The following is a 23,125-nucleotide window of genomic DNA, read 5'->3' as shown; positions in this document are numbered from 1 at the left end:
ATTACCTTTGCCGATCGATTTTTTTAAATGAACGTATGTCCAATAAAATTATAAAAATAGCCCTGTTAGATATGTACAACGGAATTCCGAATCAGGGAATGCGCTGTATTATTGATGTCATCACCCGCTTTAGCCCTGTGGTGAGTTTCGAAATATTTGATGTCAGGGTTAAATGTGAATTGCCTGAAATTAATAAGTTTGATATTTATATTTCAACAGGAGGCCCGGGAAATCCCCTAGTAGGCGATGGCGAATGGGATAAAAAATATTATGAATTTATTGATTCCTTGACAAAGTGGAATAATGAAAATACGGTAAAAAAGCATGTATTGTTTATTTGCCATTCGTTTCAAATGGCTTGTCTTCATTTTGGTTTAGCAACTGTAACTAAAAGAAACGACACGTCCTTTGGCGTAATGACTATTCACAAAACCAAAGAAGGAAGTACAGATCCTTTGTTTGAAGGATTAGCAGATCCGTTCTACGCTATCGATTCTCGAGATTATCAAGTGGTACAGCCTAAATTGAGCATATTTGCAAAAAAAGGTGCTAAAATTATTTCCTTAGAAAAAATCAGAGATCATGTGCAATATGAGCGAGCAATTATGGCAGTGCGTTTTACGGATTATTTTGTAGGTACACAATTTCATCCAGAAGCTGATCCAATAAGTTTTGTTTCGCATTTAAGAAATAAAGAAGCAAAAGAAAAAATCAAAAGCATGAAAGGAAAAAAGAAGTTTAGAAACATGCTAGAAGATTTAATGGACGACGATAAAATCTACAGAACTAACGAAACTTTAATTCCAAATTTCCTTAGAATTGCCATAAATGATTTGATGAAAACAAAGAAGATGTTATCTAATTAGAAAATTTTAGTATATGATTTTAAAATATCGGGAGTTATTTAATACTCAATTTACAAATAAAAAATATCAAGAATTTAAAGATGATATTGCTTCCGATTTTGATTATATGCCCACTTTTCGAGTAGCCGAAACGCCATTTTTTATTTCAAATGAATTAAAAGCACAGCTAGTTGAAGGATGCAATGAAGTTATAGCTTTAATTAAACAAGACAACTTTAAGGATCTTACTGATAAAGCATTAGAGTTAAATCATAAAGTTCTAAACGAGGACGAACATACCATCTTTTTAGCTATTGATTTTGGGATTTGTGAAGAAGATGGCGCAGTTATGCCTAAATTAATTGAAGTGCAAGGCTTTCCTTCTCTATATAATTACCAATTTAATTTATATGAGAAATTCAAAAATCATTATCCTTTTCTTAGTGAATTAACGCCATTCTTTAACGGAATTGAACCACAGGAATATCTCTCAATTCTTGAAGAAGTTATTTGCAACAATCATCCTAAAGAGAATGTAATTCTGCTTGAAATTGAACCGGAAAAGCAAAATACAAAAATTGACTTTTATTATTGCCACAGAGATATTGGTATTCCAATAATTTGCGTGACAGAACTGATCAAAAAAGGCAAACAATTATTCTATAAAAATGAAAATGGCGATGAAATTCTGGTAAAACGAATTTACAATCGCGTTATTTTTGATGAATTAGATTTACGTACCGATTTGAAACTAAACTTCCATTTTTCAGATGACTTAGATGTAGAATGGGCAGGGCATCCCAATTGGTTTTTTAGAATCAGTAAATTTATTTTACCTTTCTTAAAAGGAAAATATTTCATAGAAACTACTTTATTAAGTGATGTAAAAGAAATTCCGGTAGATTTAGAAAATTACGTTCTAAAACCTTTATTTTCATTCTCAGGATCAGGTGTCATTTTTCATGTAAAAAAAGAAGATATCGAAGCGGTGGTCGAAAAAGAGCTTTATATTCTTCAGAAAAAAGTAAACTACCTACCGATCGTCCAATCTATGGACGGGAAAGTAAAAGCCGAAGTGCGGGTACTTTGCATTTGGAAAAAAGATGATAGTACACCTACTCTACTTTGTAATTTAGTGCGATTGAGTCGTGGCGAAATGATAGGCGTTAAGTTCAATAAAGAGAAAGACTGGGTTGGTGGGACTATAGGATTGTTAGAGCAATAAAGGTATTTTCGATTTTATTAGGGTGGCATTTTGTATTAGTACTTCAATTTTTGATATTTTCTAAACATTCTATTTTTTTTATATTTTCGTTTCTTGTAAAATATTTTTGATATATAACTTTAATGGTTTTTTCTTACACTACTTTTTTAAGGTAAAACACTATTCTTATTGTTTCTTTTTTAAGCAATGAAATCTAATTTATTGATTTTGTAATTTAATTAACAAGTAAATACTTATAATTTTGTAATTACTAGGTTTTTTTTTATAGTGATACTAACTAAACTATTTTTTTTTGGTTGCATAAATAGCAATTTAAAATTGTATACAATCAAAATTCATAAACATATAGATTAAATTTTCAAAAAATAATAATTATTTGATAATAATTGCATACTTCCATATAAAAATTTACGATTATAATAGTAAATTTAGTAATATTGAAAGGTTGTAATAATTACATATTTACTTTAAAATAATAGACATATCTAACAATTTGACAAATGAATAGAAGAGAAGCACTTAAAAATGTTGCGTTTTTGATGGGAAGCGCAATCTCAGTAACCTCGATGGGCGTTTTATTTGAAAGTTTTACTTTACCTGAAATAGAAAAGAATCATGTTTCATTTTCTGCCAAAGATGAAGAGTTGCTCGCTGAATTTGCCGATATCATTATACCTACTACAGCATCGTCACCTGGAGCAAAAGCTGCGGGACTCGGGACTTTTATTCCTATGATGATTAGAGATTGCTATCCAGCAAAAATGCAAGAAATTTTTGCTTCGGGGATGAAAGACATGCAAGCAAAATGTTTGAAAAACTTCAATAAAGATTTCTTGGCGATGTCAATTGAAGAACGTCAGAAGATAATGACTGACTTAAAAAATGAGACTATTGCCAATGATAAAGCTCCTTCTTTCTTTTTGATTGCACGTGATTTAACTATACTAGGTTATTTTTCATCAGAAATAGGTTGTACGCAAGCACGAGAATACCTTCCAGTTCCTGGTAGATATGATGGAAGTGCCGAATATAAACCAGGACAAAAAGCTTGGGCAACAAACTAATTTCATATTGATAGCGGCTATCTTAAAATATTTTAAAAATCAAAAAAAATACTACAAGTGAATATAAATACTGATTTAAAAAAACAAAATACATATGATGCTATTGTTGTAGGATCTGGTATTAGCGGTGGTTGGGCTGCAAAAGAGCTTACCGAAAAAGGATTAAGAGTTTTGATGTTGGAACGCGGAATGAACATCGAGCATGTTAAGGATTATGAATCTGCCATGAAGGATCCATGGGAATTTCAGCATGCAGGTAAACTTACAGAGGAGCAAAAAGCAACGCATCCGGTTCAAACTAGAGATTATCCCTACAATGAAGCTACTGAAAAATGGTGGGTAAATGATATTGAATGTCCTTACACTGAAGACAAGCGTTTTGACTGGTACAGAGGATTTCACGTCGGTGGAAAATCTTTAATGTGGGGTCGTCAAAGTTATCGTTTTAGTGATCATAATTTTGAAGATAACGCAAGAGATGGTCACGGTAATGACTGGCCTATCCGTTATAAAGATATATCTCCATGGTATGATTACGCAGAGAAATTTGCCGGTATTAGTGGTCAAAATGAAAATTGGCCTTTATTGCCAGATGGTCATTTTCTGCCGCCAATGGATATGAACTGTGTAGAAAAATCAGTAAAAGAAAGAATTGAAAAGCACTACAATAAGTCAAGAATTATGACTATTGGGCGTACAGCAAATTTAACCGTACCTCACAATGGTCGTGGCAGTTGCCAATATAGAAATTTATGCAGTCGCGGCTGTCCTTTTGGCGCATATTTCAGCACGCAATCAGCTACATTGCCAGCGGCAATGGCAACCAAAAGATTAACGGTAAGGCCCTACTCTATTGTCAATCATATAATTTATGATAAAGATACCAAAAAGGCAAAAGGTGTAATGGTAATTGATGCAGAAACAAATGAAACCATGGAGTTTTATGCCAAAATTGTTTTTGTAAATGGTTCCACTTTAGGATCAACTTTCATTTTGTTGAATTCAACTTCCGATGCTCATCCTAATGGAATGGGAAATGCGAGCGGACAATTAGGACATAATTTAATGGACCACCATTTCCGTTGCGGAGCAGAGGGTTCAGCGGAAGGATTTGAAGATAAATACACGTACGGTAGGAGAGCTAACGGAATTTATATTCCAAGATACCAAAACGTAGGAAATGATAAAAGAGATTATTTAAGAGGTTTTGGATATCAAGGAGGAGCAAGCAGAGGATTATGGCATAAAGAAGTTGCCGAATTAGCTTTTGGGGGTGATTTCAAAGATAGTATGTCACTTCCTGCTGATTCTTGGAGTATGGGCTTAGGTGGTTTTGGAGAAATGTTGCCATATTACGAAAATAAAGTATATATCGATCACAACAAAAAAGATAAATGGGGACAACCTGTTTTAGCAATCGATTGTGAATATAAGGAGAACGAAGCAAAAATGCGTGAAGATATGATGAATGATGCAGCAGAAATGCTTGAAGCATCTGGAATCAAAAATGTAAAAACGTATGATAATGATTGCTACCCTGGAATGGCTATACACGAAATGGGTACTGCCAGAATGGGTAATGATCCTAAAAATTCAGTATTAAATAAATGGAATCAAATGCACGAAGTAAGTAATGTATTTGTTACCGATGGTTCTTGCATGCCTTCTATAGCTTGTCAAAATCCATCACTTACATTTATGGCATTGACGGCGCGTGCGTGCGATTATGCTGTAAAAGAATTAAAAAAAGGCAATATTTAGTAAACAAAAGATGAATAGAAAATTAAAAATGGGTATGGTTGGTGGTGGCCAAGATGCATTTATAGGCGCCATTCACCGCTTAGCCGCTAATATGGATGGCCTTATAGAAATAACTTGTGGTGCGTTAAGTATTAATCCGGTAACTGCGGTAGCATCTGGTAAAGCCTTGTTTCTGGCCGAATCACGAACCTATCTAAATTATGAAGAAATGTTTAAAGCCGAGGCTGCACTTCCAGTTAATGAACGGATGGATTTTGTGACCATTGTTACACCAAATTTTGCACACTTTGCGCCAGCGATGATGGCTTTGGATTATGGATTTAATGTAGTGATAGAAAAACCAATTACTTTTTCACTTGAAGAAGCAAAATTATTAAAACAAAAAGTTGAAGAAACAGGTTTGATACTGTGTTTGACACACACCTATTCTGGCTACCCAATGGTGAAACAGGCAAAAGCTATGGTAAGAGAAGGAAAATTAGGTAACATAAGAAAAGTTTGGGTTGAATATCCACAAGGATGGTTGAGTAAATTATCCGAAAGAGAGGGGAATACACAGGCAGCGTGGAGAACAGACCCAACAAAGGCAGGAAAAAGCTCTGTAATGGGAGACATTGGAACTCATGCTGCACATTTAGCTGAATATATTACGGGAGCGAAGATTACTGATGTATGTGCAGAATTAAATACATTGGTTGAAGGACGGGCAATGGATGATGATGGCGCTGTAATGTTAAAATTTGATAATGGTGCTAAGGGGGTTTTGATGGCATCACAAGTTGCTGCAGGAGAAGAAAATGCCTTGAGAATAAGGGTATATGGTGAAAAAGGTGGTATAGAATGGCTGCAACATGATCCAAATACTTTGATTTTAAGATGGTTAGATGAACCTGCACAGATTTTAAGAGCAGGATCTAATTATGCACATCTATCCTCCTTTGCAACTCATAATTGTCGTACTCCAGGAGGGCATCCCGAAGGCTATTTAGAGGCTTTTGCTAATATTTATCGCAATTTTGCATTAACACTAAGTTGCAAATTAGATGGTACAGAGCCTACTGCTGAAATGTTAGATTTCCCTTCCGTTGAAGATGGATTAAGAGGTATGGCATTTATAGATAACGTAGTAACATCTTCACAATCTGATAAAAAATGGACTCCTTATATTATGTAATAAAATAGGAATTCATAAAAGTTTTAGAAAAAAATAATATGACAACAATACAAGGCCCCGCGGTATTTTTAGCTCAGTTTATTGGTGATCAAGCTCCTTTCAATTCCTTAGATGGGATTTGCAAATGGGCTGCCGATTTAGGTTTTAAAGGTATACAAATGCCAACATTAGACACTCGATTCATCGATTTACAAAAAGCAGCACAAAGCAAAACTTACGCTGATGAACTTAAAGGTAAAATTGCTTCTTACGGTTTAGAAATAACTGAATTATCCACACATTTACAAGGGCAGTTGGTGGCAGTTCATCCTGCTTATGATGATTTTTTTGATGCATTTGCTCCAAAAAATGTACATGGGAATTCTAAAGCACGACAGGAATGGGCAGTTCAGCAATTGAAATTTGCTGCTAAAGCATCTCAAAATTTAGGATTGAATGCACATGCAACATTTAGTGGTTCTTTACTTTGGCAATATTTTCACCCTTGGCCTCAAAGACCACCGGGTTTGGTCGAAGATGGTTTTGCTGAATTAGCTAAACGATGGCTACCCATCTTAAATGAGTTTGATAAAAGTGGTGTTGATCTTTGTTACGAAATTCACCCAGGAGAAGATTTATTTGACGGAGAAACCTACGAAATGTTCTTGAAAGCTGTAAATAATCACTCGAGAGCTTGTATTTTATATGATCCCTCACATTTTGTATTACAGCAGTTAGACTATATACAATACATCGATTTTTATCACGAACGAATTAAAGCCTTTCATGTAAAGGATGCTGAATTTAATCCAACTGGAAAGCAAGGAACTTTTGGAGGGTATCAAAGTTGGGTGAATCGCGCGGGAAGATATCGCTCACCGGGAGATGGCCAAATTGATTTTAAAACGATTTTTAGCAAATTGGCACAATATGATTTTAAAGGTTGGGCAGTTATGGAATGGGAATGCTGCCTTAAAAATCAGGAAGATGGAGCCCGCGAGGGTGCTGAATTTATTAAAAAACACATTATAAAAGTTACAGATAAGGCATTCGATGACTTCGCAGCTGTAGAAACGAATAGAGCATTTAACAGAAAAAACTTAGGATTATAAATTTAAATAAAATACAAATGAAATTAAAATATTTATTTTTTGGGGTAGCTTTAGTAAGCTTGACCTCATTTTCTAATGGTAATTTAGATACAAAATATAGTACACCGACTAAAAAATCGAATACGGTTCTTCAAACATCTGATGGGGAAAAATTAATTGCTAAATCTGATTGTGTAGGTTGTCATAAATTAGACAAGAAATTGATAGGTCCCTCCTACTTAGATATTGCAAAAAAATATGCTTCTAATGAAAAAAATGTCAATTATTTGTCTGGAAAAATAATTAAAGGTGGAGCTGGAGTTTGGGGAACAATACCAATGGCAGCGCATGCATCATTAAAAAAGAATGATGCTAAATCAATGGCGACCTATATTTTATCTCTAAAAAAAGCAAGTTAAAAGTGTAACTAAGGTTGCCGTATAAAATCACGCCTGGTTTACTGACGCATTTTATTACCACCAAATAACCGTATTAAAATAAATGAAAGAAAAAGAAGAAGTCGATAAAATTACGAATAACCGTCGCGATTTTATAAAAACAACGGCTATTGCCGCAGCTGCATTTATGATTGTTCCTCGCCATGTTTTAGGTAGAGGATTTGTGGCGCCAAGCGATCGCTTGTCAATTGCTAGTATAGGAGTTGGCGGAAAAGGGAAATCTGATGTAGCTATGTTTGCCAAAAGCGGAAAAGCCGACATTTCATTTTTATGTGATGTCGACACCCGAAGAGCCGCCGAAAGTGTAAATGCATTTCCTAAAGCTAAATTCTATAAGGACTGGCGTGAAATGTTGGATAAAGAACATAAAAACTTCGATGCTGTTTCTGTATCAACTCCGGATCACAACCATGCAATACAAGCTCTTGCAGCTATGCAGTTAGGAAAACATGTATATGTTCAAAAACCTATGGCGCATGATATTTATGAAGCTCGCATTTTGACTCAAGCCGCTAAAAAATACAAAGTGGTAACGCAAATGGGTAATCAAGGTTCTTCAAATGATGGTACCCGTATTATGAAAGAATGGTATGAGGCAGGTTTAATAGGTGATGTTCACACCATTCACGCTTGGACAGACCGTCCAGTTTGGCCGCAAGGTATTCCTTGGTCAGCCAATAAAGCAGATATTCCTAAAGAATTAGATTGGGATTTGTGGTTGGGAACAGCACCTTACAAAGAATATGTAAATAAATTAGTGCCTTTCAACTGGCGCGGATGGTGGGATTACGGAACAGGTGCTTTAGGAGACATGGGTTGTCACCTATTGGAAGCTCCATTTAGTGTGTTAAACCTTAAATATGCTAAAGATGTTCAGTGTAGTGTTGGTTCGGTGTACGTAGACGAATTTCAAAGAGGCTATTTTCCGGAGAGTTGCCCACCTTCAAGCCACGTAACGTTGACATTTCCAAAAACAGAAAAAACAAATGGTGATATAGCAGTACACTGGATGGATGGAGGAATCCAACCAGAAAGGCCTTCTGAATTAGGACCAAATGAAATTTTTGGAGACGGTGGAAATGGAACACTGTTCACAGGTACAAAAGGGAAAATGATGTGCGATACATATGGTTTAAATCCTCGTCTACTTCCTCTTAGCAAAAATGAAAATATCAATATTGCTCAAAAATACGCCCGAGTAAAAGATGGAGCAGATGGACATTACAAGCAATGGATTGAAGCTTCGATAGCTGGTTATGGAAAACAAGAACTTAGCTCTCCTTTTGAAATTGCAGGCCCTTTAACAGAAGCATTACTAATGGCAAATTTAGCAATTAGAGGATATGATATTAAGCGCGATGAGCTTGGTGAAGAGGTTTATCCAGGACGTTCTGCAAAATTATTGTGGGATAATGACAATATGAAAATTACAAATTTTGATGAAGTGAATCGATTTGTGAAACGCGAGTATCGTCAGGGTTGGAAAGCGTTAACGTTATAACCCAACAGTCAATTAATAAATATTAAAAAACGGAAAAATGATTAAAAATATTTGTACTTCATTAATACTTTTTATAATGATTCAAACAACAAATGCTCAAGCAATACCTAAAGGTTTTAAATCGATATTTGATGGTAAAACCACTACAGGATGGCATTCTTATGGAAAAGCTGTTGCAGGTTCCGCATGGAAAGTAGAAGAAGGTGTGTTGCATTTTGATCCTACAGCATCAAAAGAGGGTCAAGGTGGGGATTTAGTAACCGATTTAGAATACACAAATTTTCATTTGAAATTAGAATGGAAAGTTGCCGCGAAATCAAACAGCGGAGTTATTTTCTTTGTAAACGAGGATTTAACAAAATTCAAAAATACCTATGAAACCGGTTTAGAAATGCAAGTATTGGATAATGAAGGTCACCCTGACGGAAAAATAACAAAACATCGTGCAGGTGACTTATATGATTTAATCAAAAGTTATTCAGAGCCGGTGAAACCGGTAGGCGAATGGAATTCTGTTGACATTGTATGTAAATTCGGAAAACTGACAATGTTATTGAATGGCGTAAAAGTAGTTGAAACTACACTTTGGGATGCTAATTTTAAAACATTGGTAGCAGGAAGTAAATTTGCTTCTTGGCCTGGTTTCGCTGCATTCAAAAAAGGTAAAATTGCATTACAAGATCACGGAGATCATGTGTGGTTTAGAAACATTCAGATAAAAGAATGGAATACGATGAAAATTACAACCGGATGTGAGGCCGGAATGTAAGCTGTTGTTTAACATTAAAAAATAACCAAAACCAAAACTAAAAACAAATGAATCGCACCATTCGAATTAAATTATCCATAATGATGTTCCTAGAATTTTTTATCTGGGGAGCATGGTTTGTAACCCTTGGTACGTTTCTGGGGAATAATCTAAAAGCATCGGGATCAGAAACTGCCGCAATTTTTTCTACACAATCATGGGGTGCTATTGTTGCTCCTTTTATCGTTGGTTTAATTGCAGATCGTTACTTTAATGCGGAGAAAATATTAGGAATACTACATTTAGTCGGTGCTTTTTTAATGTATCAAATGTATCAGTCAGTAGAAGTCGGGATGTTCTATACCTACGTTTTGAGTTACATGATTTTATACATGCCAACATTAGCATTAGTAAATTCAGTAGCTTTTAACCAAATGAAAGATCCGGAGAAAGAATTTGCAAATATTAGAGTTTGGGGAACAATTGGCTGGATTTTAGCTGGTTTGTCTATTAGTTTTATTTTCCATTGGGATACTGCAGAAGCAATTTCTGAAGGTTTTCTTAAAAACACGTTCCTTTTAGCAGGAATAGCCGCTTTAATTTTAGGTCTATTCAGTTTTTCTTTACCAAAAACACCACCAAAAGTTAGTGACGAAAAAATAAAAATAGGAGATATTATAGGTCTTGATGCTTTAAAGTTACTGAAAGATAAAAACTTCGCCATCTTTTTTATCTCATCAATCCTTATCTGCATTCCGTTAGCCTTTTATTATCAAAATGCACATCCATTTTTGACAGAATCAGGCGTTGAAAATCCGACGGGAAAAATGGCAATTGGACAAATATCTGAAGCCTTATTCTTATTATTGATTCCGGTATTTTTCACTCGTTTTGGTTTCAAAAAAACGATTTTAATCGGGATGTTAGCATGGGCAATTCGTTACGTTTTATTTGCTTATGGCAATGGTGGAGAATTAAGTTTCATGTTAATTATAGGTATTGCGCTGCACGGTATTTGTTATGATTTCTTTTTTGTTTCTGGTCAAATTTACACCAATTCAAAAGCGGGAGAAAAATATAAAAGTGCTGCTCAAGGCTTAATTACATTAGCGACTTACGGAGTTGGAATGTTAATCGGTTTTGCCGTTGCTGGTTGGATAACTGATAATTATAAAACGTTAGAAGGCACAATCAATTGGGAAATGGTATGGATTATTCCCGCTGGAATTGCTTTTGCTGTATTTGTACTTTTTGCACTTTTATTTAATGAAAAAAACAAAGGAGAAGCAACTACTTCTGCTGTATAAAATTAAAGATGGATACTAATTTAAATAGAAGGTCTGCTATAAAAGGAATTCTTGCCGGAACAGCCGCAATGACACTTCCTACTGGTTTTTCTGCTTTGGCTATGCCAAAAGTTGAAACCGATATAACTTCTAATTTTTTGAAGGGAAATATAAATCATTCCGTGGCTCGGTGGTGTTTCAACGACTTTGATATAGAAAATCTTTGTATCGAAGTAAAAAAAATAGGAATTACTGGTATTGATCTAGTTGGACCTAAAGATTGGCCTATACTAAAGAAATATGATTTAGTTTCCACAATGTGTAATGGAGCAGAAATTAATTTAGTTGATGGATTCAATGATATCAAATTCCACGAGACCCTCATTAAGAATTATACAGAAATGATCCCGCTTGTAGCAAAAGCAGGATACAAAAATCTAATTTGCTTTAGCGGAAGCCGACGAGGAAAAACGGATGAAGAAGGTTGGACCAACTGTGTATTAGGTTTACAAAAGCTGATTCCATTGGCAGAAAAATATAATGTAACGCTGGTAATGGAACTTTTAAACAGTAAAATTGACCATAAAGATTATCAATGTGATAAAACGTACTGGGGAGTAGAATTAGCTAAACGTTTGAATTCTGAAAATTTCAAATTGCTCTTTGATATTTACCATATGCAGATTGATGAAGGTGATGTAATCAGAAACATAAATGAAAATCATCATTATATTGCACATTTTCATACTGCGGGAGTTCCGGGTAGAAATGAAATAGACGAAACACAGGAATTAAATTACCCTGCAATTATGAAAGCGATTGCCAAAACAGGTTACAAAGGTTTTGTAGGTCAGGAATTTATTCCTAAAAATCCGAACAAATTGATTTCATTGAAGCAGGCTATTGCAATTTGTGATATTTAAACTAATTTAAAAAATAACTCATGATAAAAAGAAGAGAATTTTTAATTAATACGGGTTTAGCTTTAGGCGCATTAGCCATTGCTCCCTCATTTGCTTTTGAATCAAAAAAGAGAGCTATCGGAATTCAGTTATGGACACTGCGAGATACTTTACCAAAAGATGTAAAAGGGGTTTTAGCCCAGGTTGGAAAAGCTGGTTTCTCAGAAGTAGAAACTTTTGGTTATTCCGTTGAAAAAGGATTTTTTGGTACTTCTTTGCACGATTTTAAATCAATGCTTAGTGATAATGGTTTGAAAGCGACCAGTAATCATTTCGATTTTAATTCCATGATCAAAGATGGTTCTACTGATTTATTAAAATCGTACGTAGAAGCAGCAAACCATTTAGGTAGTGAGTATATAACTGTACCTTATGTTATTGCAGAATTACGTGGAAAAAGTGGTGATGATTACAAAAAATTAGCTTTACAAATAAATAAATTTGGAGAGCTTTGTAAAGCTGGGGGTTTAAAATTAGCCTACCACAATCATGATTTTGAGTTTACAAAATTCGGATCAACGAATGGATATGAGATTTTATTGAATGAAACCGATAAAAAGTTAGTTGATTTTGAAATGGATTTGTACTGGGTAATTCGTTCCGGAAATGATCCGTTGCAATTATTCAAAAAATATCCAGGACGTTTTAAAATGTGGCATGTGAAAGATATGGACAAAGTTAATCCAGATTGGAATGCCGAAATAGGAACGGGAAAAATCGATTTCAAATCAATTTTTGCAGAAGCTAAACTTTCAGGAATGAAGCGTTTCTTTTTGGAACACGAATCAAACTACAAACCTAATCCAATAGAATCTGCTATAAAAAGTTTTAACTACATTAAGAAAAACCTAATCTAAACATTTTGAGAAATAATAAAAAAAGGGATACTTACATAGAGGGCACTGAAAAAGTATCGCTTTTCAAAAAACCATAAAAAAATTGGATAAATAAAGCTTTAATTTTATTTATCCGATTTTTTTCATTCAAATTTAATTTTCAAAGATTTATAGCGTCTTATAATAGCCAAAAGAAGCTAAAAATACTATGTTTTGTCTTTTTTTGATTATTTCACTTTGGTCGTTCAAGGGACTTTTTCATTGTCCCTTACATATCCCTTTTTTTTTACCACTTTTCTACTCCTAATAATTTTTTTCCAAGTTCACTAAGTTCTGCTGTTTTATATTTCGTTTGCTCCCAATTTCTAGGGTCTCCAGGAAACGCATATCCTTCTGGAGCGATTCTGTTTTTCCATGAGTTCACGCGCCATTGACGTAATTCGTCATTATCCTCTTCTGCAGGCATCATAGAGATATATTGTGCCATTCTTACTTTGTCTTTTGTAATATTGGGACGTATACCATGAGGTTGAGTGCTATTAAAAATTAGTAAATCACCTGCTTCCATTTTTACTTTTACAAGTTTATTTTCCAGTCCCGTAACATCCGGCTTAAAGTGATTTCTGTCTTCAGGTTGCGTCAGCTTCCAAGTGTCATAATTTCGATATAAATCAGGAATACACTGAAAGCCTCCCATATTTTCATCAGTTTGATCCGCCAAAGCAAGAACTCCTTGCACATTTTGAGGTTTTGTTTCCGGATCATAATCCCAGTGTATGAATCCTTTGAAATCATAACCAGGTCTAATTGGCAAATTGAGATTAGCTCTGTCAATTGTAACCCATAATTTTTCGGTTCCCCAAATATCAACAAAAGCATCATATACTTTTTGTATTTGTCGGTTATCCCATTGATATTGATGGTTGTATACTTCTACCATACCACTATTAGTAAGCTCTTTCATTTGCATTTCGGCTCTGGGCGGTGCATACCAAGTTTCAGGATCATTTTGATTTTTTTCTTCAAATTCCCATAAAAAATCTGCCATTTTTTTAGCATTTTCTTTTGGCACTGCATTTTTTATTACGATATATCCATTCTCGATCCAAAATTTCCAATCTTCTTCTGTCAGTAAACGTAATGGTTTCCCATTTGAACGATCATTTAATTTAGATGTACTGGATTTTGCTATTGATGGATTCCCAGGAATATCTTTGTGAGCATTATTTTGCGCCATTGTAGGAGTCATAGTTGGTGTCATTGATTTATCATTCTTTTCCATTGTTCTGATATATAGTGTTATTACTAATTCAAAATTAGAGAAAGAGAACACTAAATACTTTCACAAAATTTACTGCTATTTGTACAATATTGATTTATTTAGTACTTTTAATTCTGTCTATGTATAATTTTGAGCAATTTAAGTATTAATAGTATTATGAAAATAGTTTTTGAAGATATAAAAAGATTAGCGGGTAGTTCCTTTAGAATCTTAGTTAATCCTAAATTGAATGATTTTTATTATTGGCATTTCCACCCCGAATTTGAATTGACTTTCATTGTTGCTCCAAATGGAACAAGGCGTGTGGGAAATCATGTGGGCGATTTTGAAGGAAGTGATTTGGTTTTTATAGGTTCCAATATTCCACATTTGAATTTTGATTACGGAATTAAAACGGAATATGAAAAAGTAGTTTTACAGATAAAAGAAGATTTTTTCAAAAATGATTTTATAACAACTCCTGAATTAGCTTCCATTTATCAGTTATTTGAAAACTCAAAAAAGGTAGTTAGTTTTCATGGAGGTATAAAGGATAAAATTGGAAAGAGACTTCAGAAAATTCACCTTTTATCTCATTTTGAACAATTTATAGAAGTGCTGTCTTTATTTCAAATTTTAGCAACAACAAATGAAATGACTCTTTTACATGATAAGCCATTTGAAAACCTATATAATAATAAAGAACAATTACGACTAAAAGTGGTCTATAAATTTATTGAAAATAACTATAAAAGGCCTGTATCCATTGAAGAAATTGCAAAGTTGACTCATTTATCAAAAGCTGCTTTTTGTCGTTATTTTAAGAAAATGACACGCTTGACGTTTACTGAATTTCTGAATCAATATCGAATTGAACAAGCAAAAAGACTTTTGCAAAGCGATAAAAATGTAACTGAAACTTGTTACGAATGCGGTTTTGACAGCCTGTCTTATTTTAATAGGATTTTCAAAAAAGTAGTGGGTGAAAATCCGATTCAGTTTAAGAAAAGATAAAAGGATGTGTTACTTAATTTTTGAAAAACACATCCTTCTATTTGTTTTTATTCCGTTATATTAAATCCTGCAACATAAAAATTTTTGTCTACTTCTAATTTTGAATTTTCGTTTTTAGCTGGAATAGCCTTCCATTTTGTTTCTGGTTTTAGTAATTCTACTTTCCCATTCAAAATTACTCTAACGGGCATATTAAAATTAGGAACACAATTTGCCCAGCGGTATCCCAGTTGATTATCCTTCAAAAAGTATTCTAATGTTGGAATTCTGGTATCTCTCAAATATTGGTTAAAGAATGTATTTAACTCTATTCCAACTTTTTGACTTAAGTAATCTTCTATTTGTTTGGTAGTAACTGTTTGATGATAAAAAGTACTATTCAAACCTCTTAAAATAGTTCTCCATTTAGCATCATCATTAACAATTTGGCGCAAAGTGTGTAGCATATTAGCCCCCTTGTAGTACATATCACTGGAACCTTCATTGTTGACATCATATTTTCCAATTATTGGTTTGTCATTTTGAATGTTCTTTCTTAAGCCTCTGATATAAGTATAAGCAGGTTCCTCACCGTAGTAATATTCAAGAAAAAGACTCTCGGAATAGTCTGTGAAACTTTCATGTATCCACATGTCAGCAATATCTTTGTAAGTGATATTATTAGCAAACCACTCGTGCCCTGATTCATGAATAATAATGTAATCAAATTTTAAACCCCAACCTGTTCCGCTTAAATCTCTTCCTAAATATCCATTCTTAAAACCATTGCCATACGTTACGCTACTTTGATGTTCCATCCCTAAGTATGGTGCTTCAACTAATTTATAGCTATCTTCATAAAAGGGATAAGGTCCGAACCAGTGCTCGAAAGCCTTCAACATTCTTGGCGCGTCTTGGAATTGTTTTTTTGCTTTATCAAGATTATTTCTCAAAACATAATAGGTACAGTCCAAATTTCCTTTCTCTCCTTTAAATTTTTCAGAAAAAGTAACGTAATCGCCAATATTTATATTTACACCATAATTATTAATTGGATTTGATACCAACCAATTATAAGTATTTGTTCCATCCTTCAATTGTTTTACGCTTTGCAAACGACCGTTGGAAACATCCATTAACCCTTTCGGAACATTTACACTGATTAACATACTTTCTACTTCGTCATACATATGGTCTTTGTTAGGCCACCAAACGCTGGCACCTAATCCTTGACAAGAAGAAGCTACAAAAGGATTCCCATTACTGTCATTTTTCCAGGTTATTCCTCCATCCCAAGGAGGATTTACAGCAACCTTAGGTTTTCCTCCGTAAAATACAATTAGCTCTTTTGTTGAGCCTATTTTTTGAGGAGCTATCAATTCAATAAAAAAAGCATTTCCTTCTCTTTTGTATTTTAAAGCTACTCCATCCTGAATGACTTTGTAAATCTCCATAGGATTCTGCAAGTCAATTTGCATGATATTATATTCCTGAATTACTTGATATTTTATTGTATTTGAACCTGAAATAGTACTATCGGCAGGATTTACTTTAATATCCAGATGATAGTATTTTACATCCCACCAAGCTCTTTCTTTTGTTATACTACCTCTTAAAGAATCTTGTCTAGTGAAAACTACTTCTTTTCGTCCAAGTAGGCCTTGCGCACTAGTACTATTAAAAATAAGAAATGAAAAACAAATGAGACTTAAATATCTTTTCATAAATTTGAAATTTTGAAATAAAATATACCTAAATTTTTATAAAATTAATGTAACTTAGAAACTGAATTTTGTTTTACTACCGCCGTAAAATCAGTAGCTAAGCGATTCCCATAATCATCTAACAATTCTAAAACCCTTACTTGCTTATCTGATTTTACAATAAGACCCGCATGATATTCTAACGGAACTCTAAAACAAACTTCGGGATCTGAAAAAGATGATAAATCCGGATGCTGGAATTTTGACAATGTCAAAACGATACCTGCATATTCTTTTTTTACTTTCGGTAAAATGTATTTTGTTCCTTTTGCCAATGCATCTTCAATAGCAGCCCATTCCTTCCATAAATTAATATTAGAAGCTTCGGCTACCATTTCAGCCAAATGCGCTCCTCCTACTCTTGAAGAAGTTTCCAGAAAATAAATTTGACCATCTTCATTGCTTTTTATAAATTCTGTATGGGCAGCTCCATGTTTCAATCCAAAGCCTTTCAATACTTGTTCGTTTATCTTTTTGATGGCTTTGTCATCATCAGAATCATAAAGAATATTGGCAGAACGAAAAACACCTCCGCCTTGTGAAATTTCCATTGGCGTAGCTAAATATTTTGAAGTCAAACTAAAGATTACTTTGCTATCCGAAATCAAACTATCACAATGATACACATCGCCTGGTTTGAATTGCTCCAATAAATACTTGAATCTATTATTCCCCATTTCATTGATGTGGATCCATAAACTCTCTTTGTCATATACTTTTATAATCCCGTTAGCCGAGGCTTCCGAACGTGGTTTCAAAACCCACGGAGCTTCAATCGTATCAGCAAAAGTATTAATGTCATGGTCATTAAATAACGAACAAAAAGCAGGAATTGGAATACCGCAACTTTTCGCTCTCATGCGCATAGCGAGTTTATCCCTAAAATAACGTCCGGTGGTTTGTCCCATTCCGTCAATACGAAGATTTTCCCTGAGGTAAGTTGCTTTTTCAACATCATAATCATCAAGAGCAACAATAGCATCAATTTTAGTAGACTTCATGAAATTTCCAACACCCAATAATAAATGCTCTAAATTCCAATCAACATCTTGACCTTCCATATAAAAAATCTCATCAATATATTGATGTGGCCATGGTTTGTCTCTCAGTTTTTCGCTTGTCACTAAATAGACTTTATTCCCCACCTTTTTTAAATTAATTAAAAAATCGACACCTTTGAAATAATTTGAAATACAAAGGAAGGTTTTAGAGTTTTCCATACATTATAAATTTTCAATGAATTTAGTTAATAAATGAACTCCATATGCTGTAGCATGTTTACTTTTAGCAAATTCATCATCGCCAAATGCTACGCCTGCAACGTCAAGATGCGCCCAAGCTTTGTGCTCTTGGGTAAAATATTCTAAAAATTTAGCGGCACTTATGGCTCCTGCAACTGGTTTTCCACTATAATTTTTGACATCTGCAATATCGCTTTCAATGTCTGATTTATAAACATCCCAAAGTGGTAAAGGCCACAAACGCTCTCCAATTGCATCTCCGTTTTCTTGTAATTTCTTTGACATTTCTTCATTATTCGTAAACAAAGCACCACATTCATACCCAAAAGTACCAACGCTGCTTCCGGTAAGTGTGGCAATATCAACAATATATTCCGGGTTGAAATTTTTAATTAAATACGATAATCCATCGGCTAAAATGAGTCTTCCTTCAGCATCAGTATCAATTATTTCTATGGAATATCCACTGTAACTGTGAATTACATCACTAGGCAAAAAGGACTTGTTGTCCACCGAGTTTTCGGCACAAGGAACAATAGCGGTTACTTTGACAGGCAATTGTAAATCGGCTATGAGTTGCATGGCACCTAGTACCGCCCCAGCGCCAGCCATATCACATTTCATATGAACCATTCCTGCCGTTTTTATATTTAATCCGCCAGTATCAAAGGTGATTCCTTTTCCCACCAATCCAACATGTTTTATATCTTCCACTTCCATTTCAGGAGTATACTTCATAATGATAAATTGAGGTTCATTTTCACTTCCTTTCCCTACCGCCAAAAAGGCACCAAGACCTGCAATTTTTGAAGCTTCATAACCAAGAACTTCTACATCAAAGCCATATTTTTCGCCAGTCTCTATCGCCCAATTCGACAAGTATTTGGGATTAATTGTATTCGGTGGTAAATCAACTAAATTATAGGTCGCTAATTGTGCTTTGGCAATTTTAATTCCTTTTTTGGCTGTAGCCAAATAATCCTTTTCAGAAACCAAATTCAATGTGAATTCAGGATCTAAAAAAGGATGTTCTTCTTTTTCAGATTTAAAATGGCCTAAATTATAAGTCCCTAAAAGCAAACCTGAAATCATGGCTTCAACCTGATCCTGAGTAAATTGCTCTGGTATAACTAAAGCAACATTTGAACTAAAATTTTCTTTTTGTTTTGATGAAACTCGTCTAAAAACAGTCTTTAAAGATTTATAATCGATCATTTTTCCCAAACCAATAAAAACATAGGTATTATCATTTTTTTCGGCTAAATAATGGGTGTCTTTTTTTCCAAAAAAAACTTTAGAAGTAATTTCCAATCCATTAAATGAAATGGGAACAATACTTTTTAAATACGTCTCAAAAGCTGGTACTAAAATTGTTCCTGAAAAATTATCTAAGTTGACTACTGTATTTGTTTTCATTTGTTCTTTTAATTTTTTTGCTTTTTGATTGAAATGATATAAGTGCATTATGCTTAATTTATTTTAGACTCGATAAATCGCATCTCTACTTTGTATTAAAAAACAACCATTCTATAGCTTTTGGAAATTCATCACTCCAGTAGGTTTCACTATGTTTTCCTTGTCTATTGATACTTACATTAATCTTTGATTTATCTTTTACAAATTCGCTTGAAATCAAATCCTTTTGAAACTTTTTTACGTGTTCGATCATGGTTTTACTTTCATCTCCACCAGCATACAAATAGATTTTTGTATCTGCTGAATTAGCTTTTTCAACATTGATTTTTAATTCAGGAACGACCCAAAGTGATGGCGAGAATATCATTAATTTACCATAAACTTCCGGGTTTCGCAATCCACTAAAAATACTGATTAATCCACCCATAGAACTTCCTCCTATTCCCGTAAATTCCTGTTCTTTTTTGGTTCGAAAATTACTGTCCACATACGGTTTTAAAGTATCTGTTACAAAACGGATGTATTTTTTGCCTTGCCCTTTTCCTAATACTGTTTTACCTACATTGTATTCTTTTACACGATCTTCTTCTGCATGTTCTATTGCAATTATTATAATTTTTCCAATTTTATATTCTGACATAACTGCCAGTTTTTTATCAATTTCCCAATTACCAAATTCGGCTGATTCATTGAATAAATTTTGGGCATCCTGCAAATACATGACCGGATAACTTTCACTTGAATTGTCATAATCATGAGGTAACAAAGCCCAAATCTTTCTTGTTTTGTTGAGTTGTGGGATTTCAAATTCATCTGAAATCAACTGAATTTGCGGCAAAAAAGATTGTTTAAATGGCAACCAATTTTTTCTCCATCTTGCTACATGTTCCTTTTGAATACCTGTATGATTTGTCGTTGTACGATTTTCGGTACGATTACCATGGCTGTCGATTTCTACTTCACTCCAATCCCCTTTAGTAAATTTATACAAAAGCTCAACAGGATAATCAAAATCGTGTGTGAATTTATAATGATATTGACCAACGCCAATTTTCTCCATCATAAACTCTTTATCCTGCGTACGCCAATTATTGAAATTTCCAGAAATATAAACAGGTCGTGAATCATCTTCGTCGGTTGTTAGAATTATATACAAACCAGTATTTATTGTTGGATTATCTAATTCTTGTGTAAAGGTGGTATTGTCTGTATTCATCACTTGCATTATTCTTGCTTGTATTTTAAAATAAATAGTAAATATAGTTGATTGCGATTTGAAATAAAAGAAAAAAGAAAACCCAATAGCAAATGAATTTGCTACTGGGTTTTAATTAGTGAAAATTATTTTATAAGATTTACTTTTGGCGGCTTTTTAAAACTTCCACAACATCATTTAGCTTAAATCCTTTGGCTTGCAATAAAATAAGGTAGTGAAAAAGCAAATCAGCACTTTCACTCAAAAATAAATCATCATTATCATCTTTGGCTTCAATTACCACTTCAATCGCTTCCTCCCCTACTTTTTGGGCAATTTTATTGATTCCTAATTTGAATAAAGAAGCCACGTAACTTTTTTCTGAATCAGCATTTTCTCTTCGAAGTTCGATTATATCTTCTAAATTCGAAATAAAGCCATAATCAGCTTTGTTTTCGTCTGCCCAGCAAGTATCAGTTCCTTTGTGACATGTTGGTCCTTCTGGTTTTACCTGAATCAACAATGTATCATTATCACAGTCGTTTTTGATGTCAATCAGATTCAGAAAATTGCCACTTTCCTCGCCTTTTGTCCAAAGTCTTTGTTTGGTACGACTATAAAATGTTACTTTCTTAGTATCAACCGTTTTTTGATAGGCTTCGGCATTCATGAAACCCAGCATCAAAACCGTTTTGGTTTCGCTGTCTTGAATTATGGCTGGAATTAATCCGTCTGTATTTTTTGAGAAATCTATATTCATGTTTTTAATTTAAAGATTGAAAGATTAAAGATTGAAAGATTATCTAATCCGATTTTCTTTTCTCTTTATTCTATTATCTGTTTCTATATCCTAACTTCGATATTGTTGTTTTTAAGTTCTTTTTTTAATGTTTTGATTTCAATTTCTTTAAAATGAAATACACTTGCTGCTAATGCTGCGTCTGCTTTTCCTTCCAGAAAAGTATCTACAAAATGCTGTATGTTTCCCGCACCACCAGAAGCAATAATAGGAATATTAACTAATTCCGAAAGTCTAGCCAAAGCTTCGTTTGCAAAACCGTTTTTAGTCCCGTCATTGTCCATGGAGGTAAATAGAATTTCGCCTGCGCCTCTTTGCGCTACTTCTTTGGCCCAATCAAATAAATTCAATTCGGTAGGCACTTTTCCTCCTACTAAATGAACAATCCATTGGCCATCAATTTGTTTGGCATCAATCGCAACAACAACACATTGACTTCCAAATTTTTGCGCCAAATCATTAATCAACTGCGGATTTTTTACTGCCGATGAATTAATGGAAACCTTATCCGCTCCATTTTGCAATAAAATTTCCACATCTTCTACGGATGAAATTCCACCACCAACAGTAAACGGAATGTTAATCGTTGAGGCAACTTTTCGAACCAAATCAATTAAGGTTTTTCTTCTTTCTTCGGTTGCAGAAATATCTAGAAAGACCAATTCATCCGCACCTTCATCCGAATATATTTTGGCTAATTCTACCGGATCTCCAGCATCACGCAAGTCTACAAAATTAACACCTTTTACGGTTCTGCCATTTTTTATATCGAGACAGGGAATAATTCTTTTTGTTAACATTTTTCTAATATATAATTTTCCAATTGTTTCAGTGAAATTCGTCCTTCGTAAATTGCTTTTCCGATTATTGTTCCTTCACAACCTAATTCAGCGAGTCTTGGTAATTCATCAAAAGTAGAAATTCCTCCTGAGGCAATTAATTTTATGACGTTAGCTTCGGCCAAAATTTTAGCATATAAATCAAAAGATGGCCCTTCAAGCATACCGTCTTTGGCAATATCCGTACAAATTACGTATTGAATTCCTTTACTTTGGTAATCTTGTATAAATGGAATTAAATCTTCATTTGAATCTTCTAACCAACCTGAAACAGCAACTTTTTCATTAGTAGCATCTGCTCCCAAAATGATTTTATCAGCACCGTATTCTGCAATCCATTTTTCGAATAGTTCTCTGTTTTTAACGGCAATACTTCCACCGGTAATTTGATTCGCACCACTTTCGAAAGCAATTTTTAAATCGGAATCCGATTTTAATCCTCCACCAAAATCAATTTTCAATTTGGTTTGTGTAGCTATTTGCTCCAAGATCTTATAATTCACAATTTGACTTGACTTTGCACCGTCTAAATCAACCAAGTGCAAATATTCGATTCCATGTGCTTCAAATGATTTCGCCACCTCAAGCGGATTTTCATTGTATATAATTTTGGTATTGTAATCGCCTTTTGATAAGCGAACACATTTCCCTTCTATGATGTCTATTGCAGGTATTATTCTCATTGTAA

Annotated in this window: 21 protein-coding genes; 13 read left to right on the top strand and 8 right to left on the bottom strand. The window is 34.0% G+C overall.

The annotated features are described in order from the left end of the window. Positions 1-35 precede the first annotated feature (35 nt). The 12 genes from ACFX5F_RS10635 to ACFX5F_RS10580 all read left to right on the top strand — a co-directional run bounded on the left by ACFX5F_RS10635 (position 36) and on the right by ACFX5F_RS10580 (position 12,951). Entirely contained in the window at positions 36-866 is an 831-nt protein-coding gene (locus tag ACFX5F_RS10635; RefSeq protein WP_379852020.1) for a type 1 glutamine amidotransferase, read from the top strand. Positions 867-879: 13 nt separating this feature from the next. After that, positions 880-2,070, top strand: coding sequence for a hypothetical protein (locus ACFX5F_RS10630; protein ID WP_379852019.1), 1,191 nt, complete (start codon positions 880-882; stop codon positions 2,068-2,070). Positions 2,071-2,570: 500 nt separating this feature from the next. Next, positions 2,571-3,134 carry a gluconate 2-dehydrogenase subunit 3 family protein gene (locus tag ACFX5F_RS10625; RefSeq protein ID WP_379852018.1) on the top strand — a complete coding sequence of 188 codons (564 nt, stop codon included), beginning with the start codon at positions 2,571-2,573 and terminating at the stop codon, positions 3,132-3,134. 57 nt (positions 3,135-3,191) lie between these two features. Then, positions 3,192-4,895 carry a GMC oxidoreductase gene (locus ACFX5F_RS10620; protein WP_379852017.1) on the top strand — a complete coding sequence of 568 codons (1,704 nt, stop codon included), beginning with the start codon at positions 3,192-3,194 and terminating at the stop codon, positions 4,893-4,895. 10 nt (positions 4,896-4,905) lie between these two features. Continuing rightward, positions 4,906-6,069, top strand: coding sequence for a Gfo/Idh/MocA family protein (locus ACFX5F_RS10615; protein WP_379852016.1), 1,164 nt, complete (start codon positions 4,906-4,908; stop codon positions 6,067-6,069). Positions 6,070-6,107: 38 nt separating this feature from the next. Then, positions 6,108-7,160: a sugar phosphate isomerase/epimerase family protein gene (locus ACFX5F_RS10610; RefSeq protein ID WP_379852015.1), complete on the top strand. Its 1,053-nt coding sequence runs from the start codon at positions 6,108-6,110 to the stop codon at positions 7,158-7,160. A gap of 17 nt (positions 7,161-7,177) precedes the next feature. After that, complete coding sequence (locus ACFX5F_RS10605) at positions 7,178-7,558, top strand: c-type cytochrome (RefSeq protein WP_379852014.1); 381 nt, start codon at positions 7,178-7,180, stop codon at positions 7,556-7,558. Between the two features lie 82 nt (positions 7,559-7,640). Further along, positions 7,641-9,098 carry a Gfo/Idh/MocA family protein gene (locus ACFX5F_RS10600; protein ID WP_379852013.1) on the top strand — a complete coding sequence of 486 codons (1,458 nt, stop codon included), beginning with the start codon at positions 7,641-7,643 and terminating at the stop codon, positions 9,096-9,098. A gap of 37 nt (positions 9,099-9,135) precedes the next feature. Next, positions 9,136-9,867 (top strand): 3-keto-disaccharide hydrolase, encoded by a 732-nt coding sequence (locus ACFX5F_RS10595; protein ID WP_379852012.1) that lies wholly within the window; start codon positions 9,136-9,138, stop codon positions 9,865-9,867. 47 nt (positions 9,868-9,914) lie between these two features. Beyond that, positions 9,915-11,153 carry a nucleoside permease gene (locus tag ACFX5F_RS10590; RefSeq protein WP_379852011.1) on the top strand — a complete coding sequence of 413 codons (1,239 nt, stop codon included), beginning with the start codon at positions 9,915-9,917 and terminating at the stop codon, positions 11,151-11,153. Between the two features lie 8 nt (positions 11,154-11,161). After that, entirely contained in the window at positions 11,162-12,055 is an 894-nt protein-coding gene (locus ACFX5F_RS10585; RefSeq protein WP_379852010.1) for a hydroxypyruvate isomerase family protein, read from the top strand. A gap of 20 nt (positions 12,056-12,075) precedes the next feature. After that, complete coding sequence (locus ACFX5F_RS10580; protein WP_379852009.1) at positions 12,076-12,951, top strand: sugar phosphate isomerase/epimerase family protein; 876 nt, start codon at positions 12,076-12,078, stop codon at positions 12,949-12,951. A gap of 265 nt (positions 12,952-13,216) precedes the next feature. On the opposite strand, the gene ACFX5F_RS10575 is transcribed toward ACFX5F_RS10580, so the two are convergent. Further along, entirely contained in the window at positions 13,217-14,212 is a 996-nt protein-coding gene (locus tag ACFX5F_RS10575) for a phytanoyl-CoA dioxygenase family protein (protein ID WP_379852008.1), read from the bottom strand. 156 nt (positions 14,213-14,368) lie between these two features. Between ACFX5F_RS10575 and ACFX5F_RS10570 the strand changes: the two genes are divergently transcribed. Next, entirely contained in the window at positions 14,369-15,205 is an 837-nt protein-coding gene (locus ACFX5F_RS10570; protein WP_379852007.1) for an AraC family transcriptional regulator, read from the top strand. A 47-nt stretch (positions 15,206-15,252) separates the two neighbouring features. Here the strand turns inward: ACFX5F_RS10570 and ACFX5F_RS10565 are convergent, their stop codons facing one another. From ACFX5F_RS10565 to hisA, 7 genes are all read right to left on the bottom strand, one after another. After that, complete coding sequence (locus tag ACFX5F_RS10565; RefSeq protein ID WP_379852006.1) at positions 15,253-16,908, bottom strand: M1 family metallopeptidase; 1,656 nt, start codon at positions 16,906-16,908, stop codon at positions 15,253-15,255. Positions 16,909-16,952: 44 nt separating this feature from the next. Further along, positions 16,953-18,167 carry an ATP-grasp domain-containing protein gene (locus tag ACFX5F_RS10560; RefSeq protein ID WP_379852005.1) on the bottom strand — a complete coding sequence of 405 codons (1,215 nt, stop codon included), beginning with the start codon at positions 18,165-18,167 and terminating at the stop codon, positions 16,953-16,955. Between the two features lie 3 nt (positions 18,168-18,170). Next, positions 18,171-19,604 (bottom strand): leucyl aminopeptidase family protein, encoded by a 1,434-nt coding sequence (locus ACFX5F_RS10555; RefSeq protein WP_379852004.1) that lies wholly within the window; start codon positions 19,602-19,604, stop codon positions 18,171-18,173. Between the two features lie 85 nt (positions 19,605-19,689). Then, positions 19,690-20,820, bottom strand: coding sequence for an alpha/beta hydrolase (locus tag ACFX5F_RS10550; protein ID WP_379852003.1), 1,131 nt, complete (start codon positions 20,818-20,820; stop codon positions 19,690-19,692). Between the two features lie 139 nt (positions 20,821-20,959). Continuing rightward, positions 20,960-21,559: a bifunctional phosphoribosyl-AMP cyclohydrolase/phosphoribosyl-ATP diphosphatase HisIE gene (gene hisIE, locus ACFX5F_RS10545; protein ID WP_379852002.1), complete on the bottom strand. Its 600-nt coding sequence runs from the start codon at positions 21,557-21,559 to the stop codon at positions 20,960-20,962. Between the two features lie 83 nt (positions 21,560-21,642). Next, positions 21,643-22,398: an imidazole glycerol phosphate synthase subunit HisF gene (gene hisF, locus ACFX5F_RS10540; protein ID WP_379852001.1), complete on the bottom strand. Its 756-nt coding sequence runs from the start codon at positions 22,396-22,398 to the stop codon at positions 21,643-21,645. Next, positions 22,392-23,120: a 1-(5-phosphoribosyl)-5-[(5-phosphoribosylamino)methylideneamino]imidazole-4-carboxamide isomerase gene (hisA, locus tag ACFX5F_RS10535; protein ID WP_379852000.1), complete on the bottom strand. Its 729-nt coding sequence runs from the start codon at positions 23,118-23,120 to the stop codon at positions 22,392-22,394. The genes hisF and hisA overlap by 7 nt, the downstream gene beginning before the upstream one ends. Between the last annotated feature and the right edge of the window lie 5 nt (positions 23,121-23,125).

The sequence above is a fragment of the Flavobacterium zhoui genome (genome assembly GCF_042787235.1).
GTDB classification, from domain to species: Bacteria; Bacteroidota; Bacteroidia; order Flavobacteriales; family Flavobacteriaceae; genus Flavobacterium; species Flavobacterium zhoui.
This window is presented reverse-complemented; position numbering and strand designations above follow the sequence as displayed.